At 40.7% G+C, this 18,164-nt stretch carries 12 protein-coding genes and 1 pseudogene; 5 read left to right on the top strand and 8 right to left on the bottom strand.

The window, feature by feature from the left end; translation table 11 throughout:
• Positions 1–20 precede the first annotated feature (20 nt).
• Both BDR01S_RS00450 and BDR01S_RS00445 read left to right on the top strand, forming a co-directional pair.
• Positions 21–1,166 (top strand): exonuclease SbcCD subunit D, encoded by a 1,146-nt coding sequence (locus BDR01S_RS00450; protein WP_066253438.1) that lies wholly within the window; start codon positions 21–23, stop codon positions 1,164–1,166.
• Positions 1,163–4,300, top strand: coding sequence for an AAA family ATPase (locus tag BDR01S_RS00445; RefSeq protein WP_066253440.1), 3,138 nt, complete (start codon positions 1,163–1,165; stop codon positions 4,298–4,300). The genes BDR01S_RS00450 and BDR01S_RS00445 overlap by 4 nt, the downstream gene beginning before the upstream one ends.
• 393 nt (positions 4,301–4,693) lie before the next feature.
• Here the strand turns inward: BDR01S_RS00445 and BDR01S_RS00440 are convergent, their stop codons facing one another.
• The 4 genes from BDR01S_RS00440 to BDR01S_RS00425 form a co-directional block, all read right to left on the bottom strand.
• Positions 4,694–5,014 (bottom strand): putative quinol monooxygenase, encoded by a 321-nt coding sequence (locus tag BDR01S_RS00440; protein WP_066253443.1) that lies wholly within the window; start codon positions 5,012–5,014, stop codon positions 4,694–4,696.
• 34 nt (positions 5,015–5,048) lie between these two features.
• Positions 5,049–6,701 carry an FAD-binding dehydrogenase gene (locus BDR01S_RS00435; RefSeq protein ID WP_066253446.1) on the bottom strand — a complete coding sequence of 551 codons (1,653 nt, stop codon included), beginning with the start codon at positions 6,699–6,701 and terminating at the stop codon, positions 5,049–5,051.
• A 236-nt stretch (positions 6,702–6,937) separates the two neighbouring features.
• Entirely contained in the window at positions 6,938–8,242 is a 1,305-nt protein-coding gene (locus tag BDR01S_RS00430) for an Nramp family divalent metal transporter (protein WP_066253448.1), read from the bottom strand.
• A 320-nt stretch (positions 8,243–8,562) separates the two neighbouring features.
• The gene (locus tag BDR01S_RS00425) at positions 8,563–8,982 is read right to left on the bottom strand and encodes a hypothetical protein (protein WP_066253450.1); all 420 of its coding nucleotides are present in this window, start codon (positions 8,980–8,982) and stop codon (positions 8,563–8,565) included.
• Positions 8,983–9,167: 185 nt separating this feature from the next.
• On the opposite strand from BDR01S_RS00425, the gene selB reads away from it, so the two are divergent.
• Complete coding sequence (gene selB, locus BDR01S_RS00420) at positions 9,168–11,051, top strand: selenocysteine-specific translation elongation factor (protein WP_082797262.1); 1,884 nt, start codon at positions 9,168–9,170, stop codon at positions 11,049–11,051.
• Positions 11,052–11,094: 43 nt separating this feature from the next.
• On the opposite strand, the gene BDR01S_RS00415 is transcribed toward selB, so the two are convergent.
• From BDR01S_RS00415 to BDR01S_RS00405, 3 genes are all read right to left on the bottom strand, one after another.
• Positions 11,095–12,552 (bottom strand): TerD family protein, encoded by a 1,458-nt coding sequence (locus tag BDR01S_RS00415; RefSeq protein ID WP_066253453.1) that lies wholly within the window; start codon positions 12,550–12,552, stop codon positions 11,095–11,097.
• 184 nt (positions 12,553–12,736) lie between these two features.
• The gene (locus tag BDR01S_RS00410) at positions 12,737–15,877 is read right to left on the bottom strand and encodes an MMPL family transporter (RefSeq protein ID WP_066253456.1); all 3,141 of its coding nucleotides are present in this window, start codon (positions 15,875–15,877) and stop codon (positions 12,737–12,739) included.
• A gap of 4 nt (positions 15,878–15,881) precedes the next feature.
• On the bottom strand, positions 15,882–16,343 hold the full coding sequence (locus tag BDR01S_RS00405; protein ID WP_066253459.1) for a MarR family winged helix-turn-helix transcriptional regulator: 462 nt from the start codon (positions 16,341–16,343) through the stop codon (positions 15,882–15,884).
• A gap of 325 nt (positions 16,344–16,668) precedes the next feature.
• Between BDR01S_RS00405 and BDR01S_RS00400 the strand changes: the two genes are divergently transcribed.
• Together BDR01S_RS00400 and BDR01S_RS24630 are read left to right on the top strand one after the other, a co-directional pair.
• Positions 16,669–16,914, top strand: a complete 246-nt coding sequence (locus tag BDR01S_RS00400) for a hypothetical protein (RefSeq protein WP_066253461.1) — start codon at positions 16,669–16,671, stop codon at positions 16,912–16,914.
• A gap of 5 nt (positions 16,915–16,919) precedes the next feature.
• A pseudogene (locus BDR01S_RS24630) lies at positions 16,920–17,168 on the top strand (sensor histidine kinase); the annotation flags it as partial.
• Positions 17,169–17,209: 41 nt separating this feature from the next.
• Here BDR01S_RS24630 and BDR01S_RS00395 read toward each other — a convergent pair.
• Complete coding sequence (locus BDR01S_RS00395; protein WP_066253464.1) at positions 17,210–18,103, bottom strand: cupredoxin domain-containing protein; 894 nt, start codon at positions 18,101–18,103, stop codon at positions 17,210–17,212.
• Positions 18,104–18,164 lie beyond the last annotated feature (61 nt).

Below are 18,164 nucleotides of genomic sequence, written 5' to 3'. Positions count from 1 at the left end.
AAAATTATTGGGGTGAGCAGATGAAATTTATCCATACAGCTGATTGGCATTTAGGTAAATTAGTCCATGGAGTCTATATGACAGAAAATCAGCGCGAAGTCCTTGAGCAATTTGTGGACATCGTCGCAGAAGAAAAGCCGGATGCAGTAGTCATTGCAGGGGACTTGTATGATCGCTCGGTACCTCCTACTGATGCTGTGGAATTACTTGATGAAATGCTTTTTAAAATTAATGTTGAATTAAAGACACCTGTAGTCGCGATTGCTGGAAACCACGATAGTGCCGAGCGACTTTCATTCGGGAGCTCCTGGTATAAGCACAGTCAATTTTATCTTTCGGGAAAATTATCAAACAGCTTCACTCCTGTGCGAATAAACGGAGTAAACTTCTATCTAGTTCCTTATGCAGAGCCCGGAGTGGTCCGACAACTTCTTGGGGATGATTCGATCCATTCCCATCAAGAAGCGATGAAAGCTCTTATTGGCAAAATGGAGGAAAATCTTAATCCTAACGAGCCCAATATTTTAGTTGGACATGCCTTTGTATTAGGAGGGCAAACGTCCGATTCTGAACGTGTCTTATCAGTAGGCGGTTCCGGCTGTGTTGGGGCTGAATTGTTCGAACCGTTTTCCTATACCGCGCTTGGACACTTACACAGTCCAGATGCCATTAATCATCACAAGGTGAAATACTCGGGCTCCCTCTTAAAATATTCTTTCTCGGAAGCAAAACAAAAAAAGTCGATTTCTATTATTGAAATCGACGATAAAGGGAACTTTACCCATCGTTATCGAACGCTTAAACCGAAACATGATATGCGTGAACTAGAAGGGCAGCTTGAACAATTATTGGATCCTTATTTTTATGAAAAAGAAACGGTCGATGATTATTTAAAAATCACTCTCCTTGATGAAGGAGCATTAATTGACCCGATTAATAAGTTACGGCAAGTGTACCCGAACGTCCTCCATCTTGAACGAAAACTTGATATAACCGATTTAAAGAAAAAACAATCCTTCGCTGCAATTCGAAGTGAGAAAAAGTCTGAGCTTGAGTTGTTTGAACAATTTTACTCAGAAATGACAACCTCTGAATTTTCGCTTGATAAAAAAGAGGCAATGACCGAGGTAATTGAAAAAGTGTTAAGGGAAGAGGGATTGAAATGAAACCTTTAAAACTGACGATGCAAGCTTTCGGTCCTTATGCAGGAAATGAAGAAATTGATTTTACCGCCCTAGGGAATCGGACAATGTTTGTTATTTCTGGTAAAACCGGTTCCGGGAAAACAACGATTTTTGATGCCATCAGTTATGCAATTTATGGAAAAGCGAGTGGAGAAGATCGCAATGGTCCCGAGCTTCGCAGCCAGTTTGCTAAAGACGAGTTATTAACTGAGGTTTCACTTGATTTTTCCCTACGTAATAAAGCTTATTCGATTACAAGGTCACCGCAGCAATTGAAAAAGAAAGAAAAAGGCGATGGCTATACGCAACTTGGTGCCAAAGCTGAATTATACATGTGGGCAGAAAATGGCGAGAAGAAGCTGCTGGCTTCCAAGATTAACGATGTCGAGGAAAAAATTAAGGAAATTATGCTAATTGATGCGAATCAGTTCCGGCAGATTTTAATGATTCCGCAGGGCGAATTCCGAAAACTCCTCACCTCAGATAGTAAAGATAAAGAACTAATCCTCCAGCGGCTATTTCATACCCAATTATATAAAATGGTAGAAGATAAATTGAAGGAAGAAGCCACAGAGTTGAAAAGGACGGTTGAGGACCAGGTACAGTCAAGAAATGAAGCGATTCGCCGCATTCAAGCAGTAACGAATGAAGAGCTCCGTGGCTACTTGGATGCCGATTCTGTAAATGACACGATAATCATGCCGCTATTAAAAGCTGAAATTGCAGGCATGGGTGAAGTGTTGGAGCAACTAAACATTCAATTGAAAGAAAAGGTCCAGGAACAAGACAAACTGAAGGGGCAGCTTTTTGAAGCAGAGGCGATCTTAAAACAGCTGCAAACGAAAGAGGAGTTAAAGGGTCAAAAGGCCAGACTAGTTTCCCAAGAAGAAGTGTTTATTGAAAAAGAGCAGCAGGTCGAGCGAGCACAAAAGGCTGCGCTTTTAGCCAAGCAGGAGGAATTGTGCCACCGTTTAAAACGCGAGCTTGACCAGCACGAGGCTAATTTAAAGTCGATTCAACTGGAAATTGAAAAATGGACTGGACTTTTGAAAAAACATGAGCAACAACTCCAGCTAGAGCTTGAACGAGAGGATGAGCGCCAGGCAGCCCTTGATGAAGTAAACAGTTTAATAAATATGAAAGAGGATGTATATTCGTTTGCCGCATTGCTTAAAGAAACGAAAAACAAGGATGCTGAACTGAAAGCAGCGAAGGAAAAGTATACTCAGTCCGAACAACTAATAGAACAACTAGGAACACAAATCGGATTTCTAAATCAGCAGAAGGAAGAAATTGAAAAGGGAAAATTGACATATTTAGAAAATGAGGGCAGAATTGAAAAACTAAACGCTGAACTTGACCGTTATGAAAAATTTGAAACTCTTCTAGGAAGGCGTCAAAAGGCTGAGCAAACTCTTAAGACAACCACCGCCCGCTATGAAAATACGACCGCTCGGTTTACGGATGCGAGAGCTATGGTTGAAAATTTAGAGAGAAAATGGATGCACGGGCAAGCAGCGATACTAGCAGCAAAGCTTCAATCAGGGGAAGCATGTCCGGTGTGCGGTTCTGAACACCATCCATCCCCAGCCATCCAACATGATGACAGCATTCCGACTGAGGAGGAAATGAAGGCAGCCAAGGCCCAAGCGGCTAAATGGGAAAAAGATAAGTCTGCAGATGAAGCTCAATTTTACCAAATTCAGTCCTTAGTGGCAGCGCAAAGGGAAGCTGTAACCGAAATCTTGCAAGAAATAAGTATGGTTCGGCCAGATTTTACAGAGTCGGATTTACCTCATGCCAAACTTGACGCAGCTACCGCTAAGATCCAGCTTGTACAAAATCAAGAAAAGCTGGCTGCGCAGATTAAGCAATTAGATCAGATTAGATTGGATTTAGAAAAAAGAGAATCTGAAAAAATCAATCTACAAAACACTATTCATCAGGTTTCGGCTCAGGTCAATGAATTAACAGCACAATTTACCGAAAAGAAGACCAATCTTTCACGGATGATGAAAGTCATTCCCGAAAATCTTCGCTCGGAAGCGGAATACGAAAAGGCACTCGCATCCTCTCGAAACCGCCGGGAAACACTAATTAAACAGCTAGAAGAGGCACAGAAGCAGTTACAGATGGTGAACGAAAAACTTTCAAATGAAAAGGCGAGATTACTAGATGCTGAGAAGCACTTTGCTAGTAAACAGCAGGAGCTCGAGACTGAAAGGGAAATCTTTATTAACAAACTTACAGAGCAGGGCTTTGAAAAGTACGGCCTGTATGCAACTTCGAAACGGACAGAAGTAGAAATTCGCAACCTTGAGTCAGAAATCCGCAGCTATCGTGAAGAGCTACGCTCGGTATCAGACCGTTTGAAAGAACTAACCGATCTTTTAATCGATGTGAAAACCCCTGATGTGGAGGGATTAAAGCTAGAGTTAGCGAAAGCTTCAAGTGAAATTGACGCTTTAAATCAACAAATCACAAATCTCTTTGTTAAAAAGCGAGATAACGAAGAAATTTACCTTCGGGTGGAAGGTTTGAATGAACAAATGAAGGTCTTGGAAGAACGCTACAAGTTAATTGGGCATCTTTATGAAATAGCGAAGGGCCAAAATAACTTCCGAGTTACCTTTGAACGATATGTGCTGGCTGCATTCCTGGATGATATTTTACGAGAAGCAAATGGTCGCTTACGAAAAATGACGTCCGGCCGTTTTCAGTTGCTGAGAAAAACAGACCGGTCCAAAGGGAATGCGCAGAGCGGCTTAGAATTGCTGGTGTTTGACCAGTACACGGGCCAGGAACGACATGTTAAAACATTATCGGGCGGGGAAAGCTTTAAAGCTTCCTTGTCGCTGGCACTGGGTCTGGCAGATGTAGTTCAAAATTATGCCGGCGGGGTTTCGCTTGAAACCATGTTCATCGATGAAGGCTTTGGGACACTCGACCCTGAATCCCTTGATCAGGCAATTGAAGCATTAATGGACATCCAAAGCAGCGGCCGTTTGGTTGGAATCATCTCGCATGTTCCGGAGCTGAAAGAACGAATTGATGTCCGACTCGAAGTTATGGCAGACCAGACCGGCAGTCGGACGGAATTTATGTTTACTAATTAATGGATTTATAGTTATCACGGTTGGAGCGAGCCCCTAGAGCTACTTTAAGTGACCGCGGAGCAAGAAAAAAGCAGTGGACGGTAACATAGAGAGGCTTTAAGTGACCGCGGAGCAAGAAAAAGGCGGTTGACGGTAACATAGAGAGGCTTTAAGTGACCGTGGAGCAAGAAAAAAGCGGTTGACGGTAACATAGAGAGGCTTTAAGTGACCGTGGAGCAAGAAAAAAGCGTCCGACGGTAACATAGAGCCGCCTTAAGTGACCTCAGAGCAAGAAAAAAGTGGCCGACGGTAACATAGAGGTCTTTAATTATCCGAAAAGCAGTGGATTCATTTACATCAATGAATCACACTGCTTTTTGTGTTTTTCTGCTAACTATTAAAGATAGCCATCCCTCAAATAAGCTTGAAATTAGGAAACCGTTCTTGTGCCTCGGCTAGGGTTGAAAGACTGGTCAATTCTGCTAACGAACCAATTTTGTCCCATACTTCCATAACTGCAGCTGATTGATGTGCTTTCTCTATTGCTTCGGTTGACCTCCACTCAGCAATTTCGATAATCGTACCATCCTCTGCTTGCAGCGAGAGTAATTCTAGGTTTGTAATCAATTCTTCTTTTCTTAAAGTTGGGATATGTACTTTAAGAACTTCTCTCAATTCCTCCGCTTTTCCAGGATGCGGACGATAAAGGGCCATGAATACTAATGATGATGACATATTTTTCACCCCCTTAACAAGATTCTCTTCATAGTTATGATAATTCTTTAGCAAGTGCACGTCCAGCCTGTCTCCCTGTGAACAGACAGCCCCCAACAAAGGTTCCTTCCAATGAGCGGTAGCCATGAATCCCGCCTCCTCCAAACCCTGAGACCTCGCCAGCTGCGTATAAACCTGGAACAGGACTACCTGTTTCATCGAGGACTCTGCCAGATAGGTCAGTCTGCAGTCCACCTAGCGTTTTTCGACTAACAATGTTTAACCGAACAGCTATTAATGGGCCCATCTTTGGATCGAGAATTCTATGTGGGGATGCCACTCTAATCAGTTTGTCACCAAGGTAATTTCTAGCTCCACGCATCGCCGTAATTTGAAGATCCTTCGTAAACTTATTTTCGATCTCCCGGTCTCTAGCTAAAACCTGGCGTTCGATTTCTGCAAAATTAAGTAAGTTATCACCTGAAAGTTTGTTCATTCCATCCACTAGCTCAACTAGGGTATTTGCAATAATAAAATCCTCGCCCTTATCCATAAATGCCTTAACTGGTGCAGTAGGGCCGGGTAGGATACGTGCTAACACTTTTTTGATACTTTTCCCAGTCAAATCGGGATTTTGCTCAGACCCTGAAAGGGCAAACTCTTTTTCAATAATTTTCTGAGTTAAAATGAACCAGGAGTAGTCGTAGCCTGACTTCATAATCGCTTCAAGGGTCCCCAAAGTATCAAAGCCAGGAAAGTTTGGCGCTGGAAAACGCTTTCCTTTGGCATCGAACCAAAGCGAGGATGGACCAGGCAGGATCCGAATACCATGTTTAGGCCAGACCGGGTCCCAGTTTTTAATGCCTTCGGTATAGTGCCACATTCGGTCGCGATTTACGATGCGTCCGCCGGCTTTCTCTGTTATACCAAGCATTCTTCCGTCCACATGGTCCGGTACCCCGGATATCATTTTAGGAGCTTTACCGAGCCGCTCGGGCCAATTTTCCCTAATAAGATCATGGTTTCCACCAATACCGCCGCTTGTCACCACAACCGCAGAGGAATGAAATTCGAATTCATCAATTACCTCCCGTGAACTTGCTTCCCCTCGGGCCGCAGTACTTGGAACTAGAATGTCACCTTGGACACCAATAATAGCACCATTTTCCTTTATTAATTCATTAACGCGATGGCGTGGACGATAATCGACAAGTCCGTTCTTCATTGCCTGTCTGACTCTATCCTCAAATGGCTTTACGAGACCTGGACCTGTTCCCCATACAATGTGGAAGCGTGGCACTGAATTGCCATGTCCTTCAGCAGTATAGCCGCCACGTTCTGCCCATCCGACAACGGGAAAAAAACGAATGCCCATTCCGGATAGCCATTCACGTTTCTCACCCGCGGCGAATTCAACATATGCCTCAGCCCACTTTTTTCCCCAATAATCCTCATCTTCTTCTCTATCAAACCCTGCGGCCCCTAACCAATCCTGCCAGGCTAGTTCTCGGGAATCCTTAATGCCCATTCTTCGCTGTTCGGGAGAATTGATGAGAAATAGACCTCCAAAAGACCACCACGCCTGCCCACCGAGAGACGCTTCAGGTTCTTGGTCTAAAAGGAGCACCCTTTTTCCTGCATCCGCCAATTCAGCAGTTGTAACTAACCCTGCGAGGCCGGCACCAATTACAATCGCATCAAAATTCAAATAAATCCCCCCGGTATTTATTAATATGTTATTGAATTTTCTGAAGAGTTAATATAATCTAGTATAACATAACTTCTTTAGGATTTTGGTTGTTATATACATGTCTGCTAGGATCAAACGAATTGAGAATAGTATAGAAGACTGACTGTTTCCCATTGAATAATGAAAACGAAAAAAGACGTGTGCCATTTCACACGTCTTTTATAATGCCATTTAAATAACGATTAATCCTTGCTCTAACCCAAAAACGTCTGAACTACCAACCAGATATTTAAACCTAATATAATTAGTCCGAATAATGATGAAGCAATCGTTGTGATTCGTTTATTAGTTAACACGCCCATGAATTCTTTTTTTTGTGTAAAGTAGATTAAAGCAATAATTGGGAAGGGTAACACCATGCTTAGAACCACCTGGCTGATCACAAGTGTACGGGTAGGGTCGACCCCAATCGCAACGATGATTACTGTTGGGAGCATAGTTACTAGACGGCGGACCCAAACGGGAATTGTAAATCCTACAAATCCCTGCATGATGACTTGCCCGGCCATTGTACCGACCACAGAACTTGATAGTCCTGAAGCAAGTAAAGAAATTAAGAATACACTGGCCGCTGCAGGACCAAGCAACGGTGTAAGCGTGTGGTAGGCTGACTGGATATCTGCAATCTGACTGTTTCCAGTAGTGTTAAATACAGACGCAGCCATGTACATCATTGATAAATTAATAAAGCCGGCTAAAGTCATCGCAATGAATATTTCTTTCGTGCTAAATTTTTGTATTTTGATTTTCTCCTTATCGTTACGAGGAACGATTCGTCCTTGAGTTAAGCTTGAATGTAAATAAATCGCATGCGGCATAACTGTGGCACCGAGTACGCCAACTGCAAGGATCAGGCTTTCGCTATTACCTAGCCATGGCACAACGCTATGATAAGCTATTTGCGCAATATTTGGTTTAGAAAATATTGTTTCGACTAAATAACATAAACCTATTAAAACGGCAAATGCTGCAATAAATTTTTCAAGCGGACGAAATCCATATTTCTCTAGCATTAATATTAGATAGGTGACGACCCCAGTTATGATCGTCGCTAACAGCATTGGAATACCTGCCAACAAATTTAAAGCCAGCGTAGCGCCCAAAAATTCAGCAAGGTCAGTCGCCATTGCGGCTAACTCAGAAACAATCCACATAATAATAGTAAGCCATTTTGGAAAATTCTCGCGGCAAATTTCAGGAAGACTTTTGCCTGTGGCAATGCCAAGTTTCGCAGACATGTTCTGTAAAAGCATGGCCATCAGGTTGGCTAATACAATAATCCAAAGCATTTTATATCCAAAACGAGCACCGCTTTGGATGTTAGTTGCAAAATTTCCAGGATCTATATATGCAATGGAAGCAATGAACGCGGGGCCTAAGAAAGGCAATAATGCCCGAAATCCCTTTACTTTACCATTTATGGCATCTCTAGCAGCAGAAACAGTTCGTTGTTCAGCTACTTGAGCCCGGTCTACTGCGAGTGAATTTGTGTGACTCATAAGATATCCCCTTTCATCTATCTTTCGTATAGGAAATATTTATTCGTTAAGGAATAAAAGTTGCGCTAATGCAAAACTATATTTTTATTATACAAAATTTCGAGAAAATTGTGTAGCTTTTTCAGAAAAAAGTTTTAAGCAGGTAATTTATTGAAATTATTCTACTTTTCATAAAAGAAGGAAAAGATAGTGGTAATAAGATTCATGGGGATGAATAGAAGAGGGGATAGTATGGTAATTACTCTTTATTTCACTTTCACTTGTTCTTAACAGTAAAAGAACAGGTAAAATAAAAAAACCAGATGAATTTCTGGTTTTTGTTATTTTAAAGAATTTTTTGCGAGGAAGCTTTTCAGATCTTTTAAACTTTTTGATTGATAAACAATTCTACTATTATCAAAAAGAATATAGCTTGATTGATTTTCAATTGCTAGGTTAGGATAAATTTTTTCGACCATTTTAAGTGTGGGTAAACTCAAAATGTTAGTAACCACTTTAATAATTTTCTCGTCCTTCTCGATGGGTGTTTGTTCTTCCTGTTCTCCAATCGTCAGGAGGGAATAAGACTGGTCATTATCCGCCAACAAATTCGGGTAGGGGAACGTGTTGTCTTTTTTTATTTCAACTTTCTGTTGAGGCTGTTTGCTTGGAGTGTTTACTTCTTCTGCCTTTGGTTCACTATTCTGACAGGCTGTTAATAGGAGCATTCCTGCGATTATCGGCCAAACCATTTTCTTCATTTGTAATCTTCCTTTGTTGTTTATATGTTCTATCTAACAACATAGCACATTAATGAAACATATAGATGGTATGAATGTGGAGATATCTTGAAAAGAGAAGGAGTAATTGTACTAAAATCTACTCTTGAACAATCAAGTTATAAAGGCTACAGTAGAATGGAAGAACGATAAAGTAGGTGGCAAACGTGGAAAAAAGATTTTTTACGATTGGGATGGCAGGGCATATCGATCATGGGAAAACGTCACTAACCAAAGCGTTAACCAATGTGGATACCGACCGGTTAAAGGAAGAAAAGGAACGTCAAATTTCTATTGAACTCGGTTTTGCACCCTTATATGAAGATAATGAAATACAAATTTCTGTCATAGATGTTCCAGGACATGAACGTTTTATCCGGCAAATGATTGCTGGTGTTGCGGGGATAGACCTCGTAGTGCTAGTCGTTGCCGCAGATGAAGGTGTGATGCCGCAGACGAGGGAGCACCTGGACATCTTGAAATTTTTAGGTGTCAAAAATGGTTTAGTCGCTATTTCAAAAATTGACCGGGTTGATGGGGAATTTATCGAGCTTGTTAAGGATGATATTTTAGAAGAACTTACTGATACTGTTTTTGAAGATGCACCGTTTGTTTTGATTGATAGTCTCTCTAAAAAAGGGATTGAAGAATTGAAGGAGTTAATCATTAATACATTAAAGGAACAAGAAATGCGTGATGCGAAAGGCGCCTTTCGTCTGCCAATCGACCAGGTATTCACGGTAAAAGGTCAAGGGACGGTCGTTCGAGGCACTGTGTATGAAGGAACCGTTGAGGAAGGGCAAACTTTAAAAATAATGCCAAAAGGGATTGAGGTTAGAGCGCGTCAGATTCAAGTACATCATAAATCGGCAGGGAAGGCCTATGCCGGACAAAGGACGGCACTTAACCTTTCCGGTGTTTCGAAGGAAGACGTTGAACGAGGAGATGTCCTTGTGTCATCCGAACATTTCCTAGTATCGAAGACTTTGGATGTAGCTATTCGTGTAGTGGAGGACCTCGAGCATATAGTCAAACAGCGGATGCCGATAAAGCTCCATCTCGGTACGGCAGAGGTAATGGGGCGGATTGTCTTTTTTGACCGTAATGAAGTAAAGGAGGAGAACGGCGAAATCCTTTGTCAGCTTCGACTTGAAGAAGAAATTCTTACGAAACGAGGCGACCGCTTTATTTTGCGACGGCCAAGCCCTCAAGAGACGATTGGCGGCGGATGGGTGATTGATCCTCGCGGGGACAAATATCGATTTGGCAATCAAACGATAGAGGACCTGGAAAAGAAAAAAGTCGGCTCACCAAAGGAACGGATATCCGCAATTTTAATGGAAGCGAAAAGTTTACCGTTGAATGAGTTGATTAAACGGACTTCTCTAGATGGAGAAACATTAACAGAGCACTTAGCCGAAGCAGAATTTGTTTTATATGATGGAAAAGAATATACGCTTCAACTGTTAATCCATTCCATTGAAGAAGATATTTTTGATAAACTGCAGGATTTTCATCATCTCCATTCAATGAAGATAGGCATTAATAAAGCGGAGCTTTTCCAAACCATGCAGAAAAGATTTCCGAAAGCTCTGCTCGATTATGTACTGGAAAATGGAATTACAAATCATCTCTTTAAACGGAAGGGACAGTTTGTTTCTTTGGCAAGTTTTGTCCCTCATGTACCAAAAAGCTGGGCGAAACGGACTGAAAATCTTATTAATGAATTGCAGAGGGATGGATTAAAGGTTCGTTACTTAAGGGACTATTTTGCTGATTCAGGTATTCCTGAGAACCTTGAAGCGGATGTACGACGCTTCCTTGAAGACGCTGAACAACTTGTTCAGTTGGATGAGCAATTCGCATATCATGGGGAAGTGTTTAAACAAGCTGTAGCTAAACTACGCAGCCATACAGGTTCAGAGTTTGAGGTCGGTGATGCAAAAGATGCTCTTGAACTTTCACGTAAATACATGATTCCATTCTTAGAAAAATTAGATTCACTGGGTCTGACAAAGCGTGTGGAAAATAAGCGAGTTTGGAAGAATTAAAAAAAGCCTCTATTCCGTGATGGAATGGAGGCTTTTGCTTTTCTTAATTTAAAAACTCTGCAGGGTTTAGTCCAAGTTCGCGACAAATATCACTTACCATTTGTTTTTCATTGTTGTCAAAATTTCCATCTGCATAGCCAATTGCGATGCAATATCGGGCGACAAGACGAGCAATTTCCGGTTTCGTTCTTATTTTTCCAAGTGCACGAAATGCTTCGGCACGCCCTAGCATTCGATCGTTTTCCAGCTTAGCAATGAAAAAGTTAAACTTTTGGATGACTTTATTGGTGTCAAAAACACGTAATTCCTCACTTGAATTGACGAATTCAATCATTTTCTGACGCTCAGAAGCATCCAAGTATCCGTCGGCCATCGCAACTAAAGCACAGGCTGCGACAACCGCATCAAGTACATCCTGACTTTTATAACGATTAAATAGATCTTGGGCTTTTCTCTTTTGATTATTAGCCCACTCTGCGTAATCTGTTTGTGAAGGGGACCAGTTATTGCCGCAGCTATTACAAGAAAACTTCAATTGGTTTTTTCCAATAAAACCGCCCAGTAAGCCGACAGGACCAAGGATTAACCCGCCAATTGCTGCTTTTCCTAATCCGAATCCCTTTTTGCCTGTCCTGACATTGGCTGAATGACAGCGTGGGCATATGATATCATCTCCACCATACGATTGGTGTGAATTTGTGGGCGCTGGATAAGACTGGGTCGGATATCCGTAGGCGGGTTGCTGATGGGATGATTCAGGTTGAAGATGTATAGGCTGTTGGTAAGAACCAGGGCTTGTTTGGTTTTGTTGGTATGGATTACTTTGCTGAAACGGATTAGGATTTGCTTGATTTTGCTGATACGAATTCGGGCTTTGTTGACCATTCATTGGCTGGAATGGTGGCGACGTGACGCTCGCAGGTGGGTCGTCAACCGAAATACCAAAGTTCCGACATAATGCAGCTAACCCCCCTTGAAAGCCACTGGCGATTGCATTAAACTTCCATTCTCCGTTGTGACGGTAGAGCTCTGCTGCTACAATTGCAGTTTCTACGGTGAAATCCCGTCCAAGGTTAAATCTCAACAATTCTTCATTTGTTTGCTCATTAAAAATACGCACATAGGAATCTGTAATTTGTCCGAAATTTTGCCCTTTCATTTGAGCATCATGGATAGTTATCGTGAAGGCAACCCGGTGAATGTGGGAGGGAACCTTGTTTAAATCAATCCGGATCTGCTCATCATCATGAGCTCCTGCACCGGTACGATTGTCTCCGCTATAGATAATCGAGCCATTTCCACCTGACGGATTGTTATAAAATACAAAATCCTGATCACTGTTCACCGTACCGGTTTGACCTAATAAAAATGCTGAAGCATCTAAATCAAAATTGGATCCTTGCTGACTAATATTCCAACCTAACCCGACAACGACATTTTGCAGACCGGGGTGAGATTTGGTCAAATCAACCTTTTGGCCTTTGCTAAGTGTAACACCCACTTTTTTTCACTCCTCATCGATTCTTGTTCATATGTACATTATAAATGTATTTTTGAAAAAGGGAAAAATTTCATGAAAGATATATTTCTTCATTATTCTTAACACTCTATATGTACGAGAATAAAGTGGAAAAGTTTCAAAAAAGGTAAAAAAAGCACGCTGACCCATGGGCCAGCGCAACTAATTAGTCGAGAGGATTGTCATGATCTTTAGCTTTTAGAAATGGCCACCAATTGGCTTCACCGAATGTTTTTACCATAACTGGAACAAACAATGGGAGCACAACTAGTGAGTACAAGGCTAAGCCGATTAATAGAATTGTAGCAATTTCAACCAAGGATAATACACCTGATGGCATCATAGCTGCAAATGTACCGCCCAAGATAACCGCTGCAGAAATAATTACTGTACCCATCTTTTTCATCGAAAGTAGAATTGCTTCTTGAACCGGCATATTTCGGTATTCGTTAAACCGATCCATTAAGAAAATACTATAGTCTATTCCCAAAGCGACTAAAATAACAAAGGCGAAGAAGGGAACCGCCCAACTTATTCCTGTATAGCCTAATAGATTAACGAAAATCTTTTCTGATATGGCCATCGCAGTAAAATAAGTTAAAACTAATGACCCAATCAAATAAAGCGGCATAATCAGTGATCGGAGAAGAATGATTAAGATTAGACTAATTCCGATTAGCATCAATAGAACGGTTCTAGAATAATCCGCTTTTGAAATTGAATCAAGGTCTTTATGCATACTCGAAACCCCGCCAACAGCAACTTTAGCATTTTCGAGTTTGCTATCCTTAATCACACGTTTGACGGCATGCTTAATCTCAGGGATCCGATTGATCGCTTGATTCGAGTATGGATTTTTATTAAAAATCACATCAATGGTCATTACTTTTCTGTCATTTGACATATATGCATTCAGTGATTGCTCGAAATCTTTACCATCAAGAACCTCCTGCGGAATGAAAAACCCAGTTTGCTTCTGCTTTGATACCTCTGAAAGATAATCTTGGGCAGAATTAAGGCCATCTGAAACTTTATTTAATCCATCCGCACTTTTGGTTAAGCCATCAGAAAGCTGCGTGATTTGCCCACCGATGTCTTGGAAGCCAGAAAGGAGCTGCTTTTGCCCGTCATTTATTCCAGAAAGTCCACCAGTAAATTGTGGGAGTCCGTCGATGACTTTTCCTTGTCCAGCGGCCATTTTATCTAGTCCTGTTTCAAGGTCGGAAATTCCTTTGATCAGTCCCTCCATCCCGCTAATCAGGGCTTTCTGACCATCAGTTATTTCAGAAAATTTACTGTTGGCAAACTGAATCCCTTCCTGCGCGTCTGTTAGTCCTGCATTTAATTTCTGTAATCCGCCTGCTAATTCCTTTGTTGCAGTTTGGGACCCTTGTACCGTCATTTTGATAGCTTGATAATTTTGGTTTTTCCCAATATCACTATATTGTTTTTCAAGATTAGCAAAATATTGATTGGTTGCCGTTAGGGATTTGTTCAATGAATCTAATCCTGTAGCTACTTTTTCATAATTCCCCTGAAGGGTAGCTAATCCTGTACTTGCCTTTTGATAACCAGCGAGCAATTGTTTACTACCAGCTAAAACTTCAGCAGATTTTGTCTTAACCAAAGTCATCCCATCTTTAATCTGCTGAGAACCAGCGGAACCAGATTTTAGTCCTTTTTCAATTGCCGTTAATCCGCCTTGAATGTCGCCCATCCCATTTTTTAGTTTACTTGTTCCATTTATTAATTCGTTTATACCAGAAGTGGCTTCCTTCATTTTCGGCTGATTAGCGGCCATTTGGGTGCCAGCTTCTTCGAGTCCGTCACTGATTTTTTTAATCCCATCATTCCCCTTACCAAGTCCATCCCCTAGACTTGCCACCTGTTTGGACAGATATAAGTCATCAATGGGTTCACCGGTAGGACGGGTTACAGAACGAACGGTATCTACATCATTTACTTTAGCCAGCTCCTGACTAATTTTTTCCGTAATGGAAATATACTCTGAAGTATTCATTTTATCATCATTTTTAATAACAATTTGGGTGGGCATTACCTCACCAGGGCCAAAGGAATCAGCAATGATATTAAACCCTTTTATGGAGGAAAAATCATCACTGATTTCCTCAAGTGAATTAAATGATAATTGATCCTTATAGGAAAACAAGAAAGGTACAGAAATAATGCCGACAATAATAAAAGCAATTAATGGACGTGCGAGCGCAAATTTTCCGGCAACCCCCCAAAATTTACTTTCACTATGTTCAAGGTTACCCTTGGATGGCCAGAACAATTTTTTGCCAAGCACAGCCATAAAGAAGGGGACAATGGTTACAAGTGCAATCAGGAGGATTGCCACACCGACAGCCACTGCAGCTGCTGATTGATAAAGCTTAAAGGTGGAAAAGCCAATCGAGGCAAAACCGATCATAACGGCAACGCCACTAAAAAAAACTGTTTTTCCAGCAGTTCGATAGGTTGCCAGAATTGATTCTGTGACACTATCATTTTTGGCCATTTCCTCTTTAAAACGACTAAGCAGCAAAATGCAATAGTCGGTTCCAATCCCAAACAGGACGGCAACTAAGAAAATTTGCGTAAATGTGGAAAGAGGGAAGTTAACCTTATCCACTAATAAAGAAACGATTGATTGGGCCGTAAGATAACTGAAACCAACTGTCACTAACGGAATGATTGGCGCAATAGCCGACCTAAAAACAAGAAGGAGTACAATCAGGATAAATCCAACAGTAATACCCTCTGTTTTCTTCAAACCTTCCTGAGAATTGGTGACAAGATCATCACTGATGACCCAGTTTCCTGTGTAGTAATGGTCAAGCTTGATGTCATCAATCGCTTGATATAAATCATCCGAAATTTCCTTTGCTTCACGGTCCTTCACATTCACTTTAAGAGAAACAAGAATGGTTTTACCATCCTTTGAAACAAGCTGATCTTTTAGCTTTGCTTCATTAAAATGAGTTAAAATTTCGGAAATTCCAAGTTGACCCTTGTTTTTATCAAGCACATTCACAGCTTTTTCTGCATTTGCAAAATCAGTTTTTGTTAACTTTTTATCACTATGAAAAACCAAGGCGGTTTGAAGACTACTGCCGCTGTTTTCACTTGATTGGACATCCTTGAGAATTTTTTCAGCGATGGTTGAGGAATATCCTTCTGGTACTGTAATTTGTCCCTTATCCCGTACAAGTGCCTCCATATTTGGGGCCACCATGAAAAGTACTGCAATAACAACAATCCATGCAGCTAAGATGAACCATTTACCCTTTAAAATTGCCCTCACTTGTTTATTCCTCCCGTTCTTCCTGTTTCTTGTTGATTAAGAGTTGAGCCAATTTCTCATAAGTATTTATAAATGTGGTAATTTCGGTTTCGTCAAATTGCGTAATAATTGATTCAACGAGAAGCTGAACTTTTTCTTGGCAATTTTCGTAAAGGGTATTACCTTCCTTTGTTAACGTTAAGTAAACTACCCTCCGGTCATTTACATCTCGTGTCCTTTGAATTAAGCCTCGGTCTGCCATCCGATTAATGATTGCCGTGATCGCACTTTTATTTACCTCGAAAGCGTCTGCCAATTCCGTGGAAGTGCAATCATTTGATTGATGAATATATCTTAATATGTAGTGCTGATCATTGGTTAAATCGTCGCCGATTTGCCCCTTGATTAAATATTCCGCTTTTTTTTGTACCTGAAAAGAAACGGCCACATAACGGTCAATTAGCTCCTGAATGATCTTTTTATCCATTATTGTTCACCTCTTTAATTTTTAATAAATTAGTTAAACTCTTTAACTATTCACTTGCTTAACTATATATAAAATAAAAATTGATGTCAATTATGAACTTTTAAGGAAAAGTTAAGAAATAAACATAATAATGGGTGTAGATTAGAATATTTGGCATCCTCGGTACGGTCATTTATTTTTAAACAGATAATAAATTATATAAGGATGTTAACCAATCATTGCTTGGATCTATTGATCATTTTCAACATCAGACGGAGGGACCCGGTGAAATCCGTGAGAATAGTGGGGGCCCCATTCCAAAGTTTAAAGGGAGAGACCCGCGGACATGACCCTCATTTGGGACGAAAATAATCAGCTGATGTTGGAACAAAACCGTGATTCGGAAATTTTCCAAGATAATGAGAAGTTGATCCGCCCGAAAACATTAAATACCTTAACCGATGTGGATGTAGATGATTTTTCGTTTAGATATATTGCTCTTAAAGTGGATCATCCAGAGTTAGGTAAGGTAACAGTTCAATTCATTCAATACTGCTTTCATGTTCACAGAACCACTCCTTCATCATTCTAAAAATTAAGGATACCGGAATCGGGATTCCTGAAAATGATATTCCAAAGATCTTTGATCGTTTCTACCAGAGTGATAAAGCAAGGACGGCTGCCGAGGGAACAGGGCTGGGCTTGTCGATAGCTAAGTGGATAATTGAGAAACATCATGGAAAAACAAAGGTACAAAGCACCCTTGGTAAAGGAACATCCATTGAAATTATTTTTCCAAAAACCCAAAATAATTATTTTGGGTTTTTTGCTTTTCTTAGCTTATAAAAAGAAAAGGCACACGAAAATTTTTCGTGTGCCTTAGTTATTTATTGAACAATAATCGTCCCTTTAAACATTTGCATTCCACAGCTAAAGGTGTATTCGCCTGATTTATCAGGAGTAAAGGTTAGTTTAGTTGTTCCTGTTTTTAAGTTGACATTGTTAATATTAAAATCAGGAATCATAAAGGTGGAGATACAATTACTACTATCAAGCGGATTATTAATTTCTAGTTCTACAGGTACGCCTTTTTTAACTCGGATAACATTAGGTGTGTACCCTTGTGTGGTTACTTTCATCTTTATTAGCGGCTTGCTTTCCTTTGTTACATCCACTTCTGTTTTGGGAACCTCTGGTGTAGTAGCTGCTTGTTGAGTTTCTGTTTGAGTCGCTTTACTTTGACCGGGAATTTCAACCATATCACTGCTATACATAAATAAAAATAATGATACTAGAACGACGCCTCCTGCGATGATGGCAAATGGTGAGAGCTCTTGTGTATCAAGCGATAATTTATTATTCGATTCCACGAAAATATACATGATCACGAATCCGATAATTAAAATATAAAAACCTAGTAAGATTCCTAGCAAAATAGTAGGGTTAATAAATTGAATGAATGCACCAAGAATGGAACCAATAATTCCGCCCATTAAACCCGAAATAGATCCCATCAGGATCGCTAATATTCCGACAGGGTGTCCAGCTAAGAAGCCGACGACGAAACCGATGATCATACTGACTCCTACCACTAGAAAAATCTCACCGGAAAGAATACCAATGATACTCCCGGTCAGTAACCCGGTGATTACAGCGATGACCATACTAATCATAACTCCAGATGTGTTGGCAAGCTTATTTTTATGCCGGTAAACAGAATAAATGGAATATCCAGTGCCCATCGCCACAATAATTGCCGAAATAATCGCAAATATATTCATTTTTTGTCTCCTCTGATGTGTAAGTGTTTTAACAACATAAGAGTATTATAAATGTAAATTA

The organism is Neobacillus drentensis NBRC 102427 (assembly GCF_001591445.1).
GTDB lineage: Bacteria > Bacillota > Bacilli > Bacillales > Cytobacillaceae > Neobacillus > Neobacillus drentensis.
Note: the sequence above shows the minus strand (reverse complement) of the source record. Positions and strands in the feature narration are given on the sequence as shown.

Coding starts and splice junctions, on each gene's coding strand:
- BDR01S_RS00450 (WP_066253438.1), top strand. CDS start 21: ATGAAATTTATCCATACAGCTGATTGGCATTTAGGTAAATTAGTCCAT.
- BDR01S_RS00445 (WP_066253440.1), top strand. CDS start 1,163: ATGAAACCTTTAAAACTGACGATGCAAGCTTTCGGTCCTTATGCAGGA.
- BDR01S_RS00440 (WP_066253443.1), bottom strand. CDS start 5,014: ATGTCATCATCATTAGTATTCATGGCCCTTTATCGTCCGCATCCTGGA.
- BDR01S_RS00430 (WP_066253448.1), bottom strand. CDS start 8,242: ATGAGTCACACAAATTCACTCGCAGTAGACCGGGCTCAAGTAGCTGAA.
- BDR01S_RS00425 (WP_066253450.1), bottom strand. CDS start 8,982: ATGAAGAAAATGGTTTGGCCGATAATCGCAGGAATGCTCCTATTAACA.
- BDR01S_RS00405 (WP_066253459.1), bottom strand. CDS start 16,343: ATGGATAAAAAGATCATTCAGGAGCTAATTGACCGTTATGTGGCCGTT.
- BDR01S_RS00400 (WP_066253461.1), top strand. CDS start 16,669: ATGACCCTCATTTGGGACGAAAATAATCAGCTGATGTTGGAACAAAAC.
- BDR01S_RS00395 (WP_066253464.1), bottom strand. CDS start 18,103: ATGAATATATTTGCGATTATTTCGGCAATTATTGTGGCGATGGGCACT.